We start from the raw sequence: 8,618 nt of genomic DNA on the forward strand, positions 1-8,618 counted from the left end.
CGGGTCGAGAAGGTGCACGATTGTCGGTTTCGCGGCGCGGCGATCGCACTCCGGCGGCAACTCGAACGCACAGTGTCATGCCCGGGGGAGCCTCGGCGCGGCCCCGGGCAGGGCCGCGCCGGAGCGTCAGTCGAGGTCGGCCAGGCGGTCGGCGGGGACGACGGCGTACTGGCGCAGGGACAGGTCGCGGAACGTGACCGGGCCGCGGGGCCCGGGGACGCGATCGATGTTGATGCCGGTCTCCGGGACGTTGAGCAGCTTGAAGCCGTCGAGCAGGCGGGTGGTGGCGTTCCAGAAGGCGCCGGTGCCGGCGTAGGCGCCGAGGAACTCGCGGGCGGCGACGGCCGACTCGGTGACGATGCCGGCGGCCAGGCCCGAGGTCTCGTCGTTGGCCAGGCGGGCGGCGTGCAGCGGGCCGTCGGCCGGGGCGACGGTGACGGTCGCCTCGCGGTCGGAGTCCAGGGCCCACTCGTAGCCGAGGGCGTGCTCGTGCGGCGGGCGGGAGACGGCGATGCGCGGGGCCAGCTCGGCCTCGACCCGCGGGAGCAGCTCCTCGTAGCGGTCGCGGTGGATGAGCAGCAGGTTGAGGCGGTTGCAGACGCCGAGGCGGTCCAGGCCGGCGCCGATCAGCGCGAAGGCCTTCTCCAGGTCGGCCTCGCTGTCGATGTACAGCACCCCGCCCCCATCGGCGTGGGCCAGCGTGCGCACGCCGGCCAGGGCGGCCTTCTCGGCCAGGGTCCGGGTGCTCTCACCGCTGCCGCGCAGGATGACCAGCGGGATCAGGCCGGGCTGGGCGACCAGCGCGTCGGCCGAGCCGCGGCCCCGGGCCCGGATGAGCTGCACGGCGGCCGGGTCGAGGCCGGCGTCGGCCAGGGCCGGGGCGACGACCTCGTCCATGAGGGCGATCGCGGAGGCCAGGGCGGCCGAGCCGGTGCGCAGCACGCCGCCGTTGCCGGACTTGACCAGCTGGGAGGCGACGTCGACGGTGACGTTGGGGCGGGCCTCGTAGTTGGCGCCGATGACCCCGACCGGGCGGCGCCACTCCTGCAGGACCAGGCCGCCGCCGAGCTCGCGGATCGTGCGGCGGGCCGGCTCCGGCTCGACGTCGGCGAGGATGTTCAGCTGCTCGGCCATGCCGGCCAGGCGGGCCTCGTCGAGGCGCAGCCGGTCGAGCAGGCCGCCGCTCATGCCGCCGGCCTGCGCCGCGGCGACGTCGTCGCGGTTGGCGGCGAGGATCGGCTCGGGGGCGGCGGCGAGCCGGCGGGCCATGCCGCGCAGCGCCTCGTCGATGGTCTTGGCCGGGGCTGCGGCCAGGGAACCGGCGGCAGCCCTCGCCGCGCGGGCGGCCTCGGCCACTACCTCGTTGACGTCCACTGCCGACTCCCCACTCGTCAAACCGGGCGCTTGCGTGCCTGAAGAGTGTAAGTAAGCGGCAACCGCTCCGGACGGTCGGCCAGGCGGTACTCGCCGTGCTCGTCGCCGACGCAGAAGCCGGGCATCGGATCCCAGGGGCAGCTGTCGTGCTCCTGCAGCATGGTGAGCTCGAGGCCCTCGCCGAGCACGGCGCCGACGATCTCGCCGAGGCCGTGGTTCCACTGGTGGGTGACGGTGTTGACGAACTTCGTCTCGGTCGGCACGTACGTGGTGCCTTCGTCCCACACGAGGGGGTCCTCGCGCTCGAAGTACGGGTAGTCGACGGCGAGGACGCCATCGCCGCGGGTCTCGTCGATGCTCCACAGCATCGGGTGGCCCTCGCGGATGAACAGCCGGCCGCCGGGGCGCAGCAGGCCGGCCACGACCGCGGCCCAGCGGCGCACGTCGGGCAGCCAGCACAGGGCGCCGACGCCGGTGTAGACGAGGTCGAAGGAGCCGGGCTCCAGCACGTCGAGGGCGGCGTAGACGTCGGACTCGACGAAGTCGACGCCGGCGCCGGTCCGCTCGGCCAGGGCGCGGGCCTGCTCCAGCGACGCCGGGGAGAAGTCGAGGCCGGTGACGCGGGCGCCGAGGCGGTGCAGGGAGAGCGTGTCGGTACCGATGTGGCACTGCAGGTGCACGGCCCGCAGGCCCTCGACGTCACCGAGGCGGGGACGGTCGAAGCGGATCACGTCGCTGAGGTACGCCGGGTCCGCGGCGAACCGCTCCACGAAGTAGCCCGGCGAGGCGGCGTGGGCGGGGGCGCGCTCGTCCCACTGCGCCCGGTTCAGCCGGAGGTATTCGCTCACGGTCCGAGACTCACACGCCGGTCAAGCGGATATGGCGTGGGTCTACGCGCGCAGGACCGGCGGGACGTGGATCGGGACGGGCAGCTTGTCCAGGCTGGCGGCGCACACCTCGGCGAGCTCGTCGGGCAGGCCGTCGATGCGCGGCAGCGGGGCCGGCGGGGTGTACCGGTGGGCCGACCCGGGACACCCGATCGCAACCGGGCGCCACCCGGGCGGGCAACCCCGCGACGGTGACCTGGTAGGCATGCCCGGACGCGCGCGGTACCTCATGCTGGCCGGCGCCGCCGCCATCGCCGGATCGTCGCTGGCCGCCGCGCCGTTGAACCGCATCCTGTGGCTGCTCGGCGCGCTGGTCTGCGCCGCGCCGGGGCTGGCCCGGATGGCCCGGCGGCGCACCGCCATCGCCCCGGCGTGGCGGCTGGTCGGCGCCGGGCTGGCCGTGCGGCTCGCCGCCGACCTGGTGTGGACGGTCGAGGACCTGATCCACCACGGCGACGTGCCGTTCCCGTCGTGGAACGACCTCGGCTACCTAGCCTCCTACGCGCTGCTGGCCGCCGGGCTCATCGGGGCCGCCGGCGGCCGGGCCCGCACCGCGCTGCTGGACGCCTCGATCGTCGCCGCCGGGGTCGCGGTCATCGACTGGATGGCGCTGGTCCACCCGTACCTGCACCACCACGCCATCGGGCGGCTGGCGCTGAGCCTGGCCCTGGTGTACCCGATCTGCGACCTCGTGCTGCTCGCCGCCGCGGTCCGGGTGCTGTTCACCGGGGCGGTGCGCAACCGGGCCAACCTGCTGGTGCTGGCCGCGGTCGGGCTGATCCTGGCGGCCAACACGATCTTCTTCGCGCACGCCGCGCACGGCAGCCACCGCTCGGTGGCCCTGGTCGACAACGCGCTGTGGCTGTGCTCGTACCTGGCGTTCGGCCTGGCCGGCCTGCACCCTCGGCTGTTCGGCGAGCGGGACGCGCAGCCCCAGGAGCCCCGCGGCGCGGTGTCGACCCGGCGGATCCTGCTGTTCGGGGCGGCCACCCTGCTCGGGCCGACGGCGACCGTGATCCGGCTGGCCGGTGCGCACGGCGCGCTCGCGCCGGGCGAGTGGCGCCACCTTGTCGTGCCCGCGATCCTCGCCGGGCTGCTGTCGGTCCTGCTGGTCACCCGCCTCGGCGGCCTGGCCCGCCTGGCCCAGCGCCGCCTGGCCGAGCTCGACGAGCACGGCCGGCGGCTGTCGGTGGCGCTGCTCGAGCGCGAGTCGCTGGAGCATCAGCTGCGCCACGGCGCCCTCCACGACCCGGTGACGGGCCTGGCCAACCGGGCGCTGCTGACCCAGCGGATGGAGTGGGCGCTGGGCCGGCCCGACGCCCGGCACCGCCACACCCTGCTGCTGCTCGACGTGGACCGGTTCACCGACGTCAACGACGCGCACGGCATCGGCTTCGGCGACGAGGCGCTCATCGCCCTGGCGTACCGGCTGCGCACCCTCGCCGCCCCCGCCGACACCCTGGCCCGCATCGGCGGCGACGAGTTCGCCCTCTTCGCCGAGCACGGCACCGGCGACCCGGCGCAGGCCCGGGAGCAGGCCGAGCAGCTCGCCGAGCTGCTGCGGGCCGAGGTGAAGGCCCCACTGAAGGTCGGCGGGCGGGTCGTGCACCTGTCCGCGAGCATCGGGCTGGTCCACATCGACGGGCACGACCCGCGCGAGGCCATGGCCGACGCCGAGCTGGCCCTGCGCGCGGCGAAGCGGGGCGGGCGGGACCGTGTCACGCGGTACAAGGCGGAACTGCGCATCGCGCGGGAGGCCTTCACCCGGATCAGCGCCGGGCTGCGCCACGCCGTCGAGCGGGGCGAGCTGGCCGTGCACTACCAACCGGTGGTGGAGCTGCCGTCCGGGCGGATCGTGGCCGTCGAGGCGCTGCTGCGCTGGACGCCGGCGGGCGGGCCGGTGCCGCCGGACGAGTTCATCCCGGTCGCCGAGGAGACCGGGCTCATCCTGCCGATCGGCGCGTGGGTGCTGGAGCGGGCCTGCCGGGACGCGCGGGCCTGGTACGAGCGGCACGGCACCTCGGTCACCGTGAACGTCTCGGTGCGCCAGCTGGCCGAGCCGGGCTTCGCCGACGAGGTGCTCGCGGTGCTGGCGCGCACCGGCCTGCCCGCCGACGCGCTGGTGCTGGAGATCACCGAGTCGGTGTTCGCCGGCGACGCCGACGCGCTGCCGGTGGCCCTGGACCGGCTGCGCGGGCACGGCATCCGCATCGCCATCGACGACTTCGGCACCGGTTACTCCTCGCTGTCGTACCTCCACCAGCTCCCGGTCGACCTCCTCAAGATCGACCGGTCGTTCGTGCCGGCCGAGCCCGACGGCGACCACTCGTTCACCCGGGCCGTGCTGCAGCTGGGCAGCAGCCGCTCCCTGCCGGCGATCGCCGAGGGCATCGAGACCGCCGAGCAGGCCGAGCTGCTGCACGCGCTGGGCTGCCGGCTCGCCCAGGGTTACCACTTCGCCAAGCCCGGCCCGGCCGCGCAGGTCGAGGCTGCCTTCGCCCGGCTCAATCCGGCGCCGGCCGCATGAGGCGCGACCCCGTCCTGGCCGTCATCTGCCTCCTCGGCGCGGCGGTGATCGGCTGGGTGCAGGTCGGCCCCGGCGACGACGCCACGCTGGTCCGGCTGTTCTGGACCGCGCTGCCGGTCTGCGACGCCCTGCTGTGGTACCTCAGCCGGCGCGTCGCGCGGATGCGCGAGACCCCGCCGGACGCCGCCCGCTTCTGGCGCGCCTGCAGCCACGTGGCGCTGCTGTGCATCGTCGGCGACACCAGCCAGACCGTCGTCGCCTGGTGGCACCCGGGGCCGGCCGCCGCCGTGCCGAACGCGTTCCAGGCCGCCGCGATCCTCGCCGGCGCCGCGTGGATGGTGTGGGTCATGCTGACCCACCCGAGCCGCCTGCTGACCCGCCGGGCCCGGATCCGGTTCTGGCTCGACGCCGCCTCGGTGCTGGTCGGCGCCGGCGTGCTGATCTGGCTGCTGGTCCTGCCGGCCCGCGGCACGCAGCCGGGCGGCGCGCTCGTGCCCCTGCTGGCCGGCACCGCGATCATCCTCGTCGCCGGGTTCGCCGCGGTGCGGCTGATCCTCAGCGGCAACGCGCCGATCTCGCTGCCCGCGGCCGTGCCGATGCTGCTCGCCTCCGTGCTGCAGGGCGGGGTCGGCGCCCTGGTCGGGCCGGACGGCCATCACCTGCGCGCCCTGCTGGCCGTGCAGCTGCTCACCGGGGTACTGCTGGTGCTCGGCCCGCGCCTGCAGGAGCTCTGCGGCCCGCCGGCCCCCTCGTCGCAGCGGGAGGCGAAGCCGTACAGCCTGCTGCCGTACACGACCCTGGCCGGCATGTTCGCCGCCCTGCCGGTCGTGCTGCGCGACGGGGTCGGCCCCGACGTGTGGCTGCTGCTCGGCGGCCTGTTCGTGGCCACGGTGCTGGCCGTGAGCCGTCAGCTGCTCGCCTTCGCCGAGAACGCGGCCCTGCTGCGCGAGCTGCGCGCCCAGGAGGAGCGCATCCGGTCCCTGCTGGCCCACTCGACCGACATCACCTCCGTCGTCGACGCCACCGGCACGCTGACCTTCGTCAGCCCCGCCACCGAGCGCCTGCTGGGCAAGGCCCCCGAAACCGTCCTCGGCACCCCGGCCTTCTCCCACGTCCACCCCGACGACCTGCCGGTCTTCCTGCCCGCGATGGAGCGCCTCCGCGCGCAGGCCGGGGCGACGGTGACGTACCAGGTCCGCTACGCCCACGCCGACGGCTCCTGGCGCTGGCTGGACGTCGTGAGCCGCAACCTGCTCCACGTGCCCGGCGTGCGGGCTTACGTCAGCAACGCCCGCGACGCCACCCAGGCCCGCCTCCTGCAGGACGAGCTGCGCCACCGGGCCACGCACGACGGGCTCACGGGCCTGGCCAACCGGGCCCTCTTCGACCAGCGCCTCGCCGGCCTGCGGACCCATGCGGCGGTACTGCTGGTCGACCTCAACGGCTTCAAGGCGGTCAACGACACGCTCGGCCACCACGCGGGCGACGCGGTACTCGTGGCGGTGGCCGAGCGCCTGGCCGCCGCCACCCCGCCGACCGGCACCGCCGCCCGCCTCGGCGGCGACGAGTTCGCCGTGCTGCTCCCCGCCGCCGGTCCGGCCACCGCCGCCGCCGTGGCCAAGCACTTCCTGGCCCTGCTCGACACCCCGGTGCTCGTCGACGGCCACCACCTCGACGTGCGCGCCGCCGTCGGCATCGCCACCGGCCCGCCCGGCGACCCGGACGGGCTGCTGCGCCGGGCCGACACCGAGATGTACCGCCGCAAGCGCGCCGTGATTGGATAGCCCGCGTGTCGCAGGAGCTGCTGCTGGTCGCCCTGGTCGATCTCGTGCCCGGCGCGGTTGAGGACGGCGCCCGCTACGAGGACGAGGTGCTGGCCCTGCTCCCCCGCCACGGCGGGACCCTGCAGCGCCGCCTGACCACCGGCGCCACCGAGGTCCAGGTGATCGCCTTCGCCGCCCGCTGCGGCTACGAGTCGTTCATGACCGACCCGGAGCGCCTGGCCATCCGCGAACGCTACGGCGACCGCGCCCCGGCCGCCCGCGTCCTCGAGGTGACCGAGCGCTGACCGACGGCGTCCCCGCCCTTGTCGCAGCCGGCGCGCATGGTCCTGGTGGCCGGGTCGAGCAGCACGTGGTCGGCCCGCCCGGCCTCGTCGAGGTCAGCGAACCGCAGCCGCCCGATGTCGATCCATCGTTGTGCTCCTCGCGCCCCGCGTCGATTCGTGGCACGGCCGCAACCCACATCGGTGGCGGGGCAGGGCGGACTGCCCCGTGCTCCGCAGCCCTCGATCGGGTCTCGGGACGGCCAGACTCCCCCGCGCGCAACACCGACCGCGGGGCGAACACCGCCGCCTTGACACCCGGCGCTGATCACCGACGGCGGGGACACCCACCGCCGCAGAGCGCCGAGCGGAGCGACGGTCAGCGGTTGCGCTGCCGCCAGGTGGCCGCGGCGGCCTCGATGCGGCGCTGGTTACGCCCGCTGCCGATGGTCCGCTTGGCCCGCCCGTAGAGCCAGAGGGCCCCACCGACCACCAGCGCGCCGACGATGAGATAGAAGATGCTGCTGAACAGCGCATGGAACAGCCAGGTCGCGATCGCACCCACCACGAACAGGCCGACGACGACCGCTACGGCACCCACCAGGAAACGACCCATACACCAAGCATGCTCCCCCGCCGCCACTCCCGGCATCAGGGCTTTCCCGGACCCACCTCGCAGGGGTGGTGCCCGGCCCCTCGACGAGGGGCCGGGCACCACGCTCGCACCGGCCGACCTGGGGATCACCACACGCCGGACGACCGCTTTGCACCCACGAGCAAGCAGAAGATCCGCAACCCCGTCCACGTCGAACCCGGCCGGGTCGGGTGACCACGGCCGGGTTCGGGGCATGCGTCAGCTGGACGCGACACCCAGGCGGGCCTCGCCGCCGTGCTCCTCGCCGCCGAGGCCGCTCAGGCGCTGGTGCAGGTCGTCGATGTCGCCACCCGTGAACGACGGCTGCTCGCCCTCGTCGTACCCGGAGCTGTACGCGACGTGCTGCCCGTGCTCGAGCGCACTCGTCTCGGACTGCGCGTGGTCGTGCTCGAACACGCCGAACTGCCGGCCGAAATCCGTCTCCGAGCCGTGGTCCGCGTGCAGCTGCTCCAGCGCGCTGTGTTCCTGGCCCGCCTCGTAGTGGCCGAAGTCGTGGCCGCCGAAAGCGTCGGGCTGGTCGTTGCCGGTGTAACCCGGGTCGAGCGTCTCCGGCTGGTCGTTGCCGGTGTAGCCGGGGTCGAGCTGGCCGCCGTCGTCGTAGTCGCTCATCCTGTCCGTCCCTCGGAATGTCGCGGTGGGTGTTCGTGGTGAACGATAGGCTCCCGGTTGCGGCCCATGTATCCCCAAACCGCGCCACCCCGCTCGGCCTACCGCGGTCCCCGCCCGCCGGCAGCGCGACCCGGCGCGGGGCGTCCAGCGGGGCGACCGTCCGGCCCTCGCATCCGCGTCGACAGCACGATGCGCGTGCGCAACTCACCGCTTCCGGCGGACGCACGCCACAACTCCAACCAGCGTGACCACCACCCACGACGAACACGCAGCACCTCAGCGGGCGTCCACCGGGCGCGCGCAACTCCAGCGGCGTGAACGTGACCCGCGGCGAACGCGGAGAACCTCGCCGGACGCGCACCGAATCCCCGCGAACATCCACCGGACGCACGCCAACTCCAGCGGCGTGAACGCCACCCGCAGCGGACGCGGAGAACCTCGCCGGACGCGCACCGAATCCCCGCGAACATCCACCGGACGCACGCCAACTCCAGCGGCGTGAACGCCACCCGCAGCGGACGC

General features: G+C 74.7%; 8 protein-coding genes. 3 read left to right on the forward strand and 5 right to left on the reverse strand.

The annotated features are described in order from the left end of the window. Positions 1 to 126: 126 nt before the first annotated feature. The 3 genes from AB0M46_RS00800 to AB0M46_RS00810 are packed head-to-tail and all read right to left on the reverse strand — an operon-like array spanning position 127 to position 2,468. A complete protein-coding gene (locus AB0M46_RS00800) occupies positions 127 to 1,374 on the reverse strand; it encodes an aldehyde dehydrogenase family protein (protein WP_363332072.1) in 1,248 nt (415 codons plus the stop codon). Positions 1,375 to 1,391: 17 nt separating this feature from the next. Next, complete coding sequence (locus AB0M46_RS00805; RefSeq protein ID WP_363332073.1) at positions 1,392 to 2,222, reverse strand: class I SAM-dependent methyltransferase; 831 nt, start codon at positions 2,220 to 2,222, stop codon at positions 1,392 to 1,394. 42 nt (positions 2,223 to 2,264) lie between these two features. Further along, entirely contained in the window at positions 2,265 to 2,468 is a 204-nt protein-coding gene (locus AB0M46_RS00810) for a hypothetical protein (RefSeq protein WP_363332074.1), read from the reverse strand. On the opposite strand from AB0M46_RS00810, the gene AB0M46_RS00815 reads away from it, so the two are divergent. Genes AB0M46_RS00815 through AB0M46_RS00825 form a run of 3 tightly spaced genes read left to right on the forward strand, consistent with a single transcriptional unit; the run spans position 2,467 to position 6,856 of the window. After that, the gene (locus AB0M46_RS00815; protein WP_363332075.1) at positions 2,467 to 4,788 is read left to right on the forward strand and encodes a bifunctional diguanylate cyclase/phosphodiesterase; all 2,322 of its coding nucleotides are present in this window, start codon (positions 2,467 to 2,469) and stop codon (positions 4,786 to 4,788) included. The two genes, AB0M46_RS00810 and AB0M46_RS00815, sit on opposite strands and share 2 nt — an antisense overlap. Beyond that, complete coding sequence (locus AB0M46_RS00820) at positions 4,785 to 6,572, forward strand: sensor domain-containing diguanylate cyclase (protein ID WP_363332076.1); 1,788 nt, start codon at positions 4,785 to 4,787, stop codon at positions 6,570 to 6,572. The genes AB0M46_RS00815 and AB0M46_RS00820 overlap by 4 nt, the downstream gene beginning before the upstream one ends. Before the next feature lie 5 nt (positions 6,573 to 6,577). After that, positions 6,578 to 6,856, forward strand: a complete 279-nt coding sequence (locus tag AB0M46_RS00825) for a hypothetical protein (protein ID WP_363332077.1) — start codon at positions 6,578 to 6,580, stop codon at positions 6,854 to 6,856. Between the two features lie 355 nt (positions 6,857 to 7,211). Here AB0M46_RS00825 and AB0M46_RS00830 read toward each other — a convergent pair whose 3' ends face one another. Both AB0M46_RS00830 and AB0M46_RS00835 read right to left on the reverse strand, forming a co-directional pair. Next, the gene (locus tag AB0M46_RS00830) at positions 7,212 to 7,448 is read right to left on the reverse strand and encodes a hypothetical protein (RefSeq protein WP_363332078.1); all 237 of its coding nucleotides are present in this window, start codon (positions 7,446 to 7,448) and stop codon (positions 7,212 to 7,214) included. 237 nt (positions 7,449 to 7,685) lie between these two features. Beyond that, entirely contained in the window at positions 7,686 to 8,096 is a 411-nt protein-coding gene (locus tag AB0M46_RS00835) for a hypothetical protein (RefSeq protein WP_363332079.1), read from the reverse strand. Positions 8,097 to 8,618 lie beyond the last annotated feature (522 nt).

It is taken from the genome of Dactylosporangium sp. NPDC051485, from assembly GCF_040682015.1.
GTDB lineage: Bacteria > Actinomycetota > Actinomycetes > Mycobacteriales > Micromonosporaceae > Dactylosporangium.

What these genes read in the sequence shown, in the direction of transcription:
- AB0M46_RS00815 (WP_363332075.1), top strand. Translation starts at nt 2,467, where the DNA reads ATGCCCGGACGCGCGCGGTACCTCATGCTGGCCGGCGCCGCCGCCATC.
- AB0M46_RS00810 (WP_363332074.1), bottom strand. Translation starts at nt 2,468, where the DNA reads ATGCCTACCAGGTCACCGTCGCGGGGTTGCCCGCCCGGGTGGCGCCCG.
- AB0M46_RS00820 (WP_363332076.1), top strand. Translation starts at nt 4,785, where the DNA reads ATGAGGCGCGACCCCGTCCTGGCCGTCATCTGCCTCCTCGGCGCGGCG.
- AB0M46_RS00830 (WP_363332078.1), bottom strand. Translation starts at nt 7,448, where the DNA reads ATGGGTCGTTTCCTGGTGGGTGCCGTAGCGGTCGTCGTCGGCCTGTTC.
- AB0M46_RS00835 (WP_363332079.1), bottom strand. Translation starts at nt 8,096, where the DNA reads ATGAGCGACTACGACGACGGCGGCCAGCTCGACCCCGGCTACACCGGC.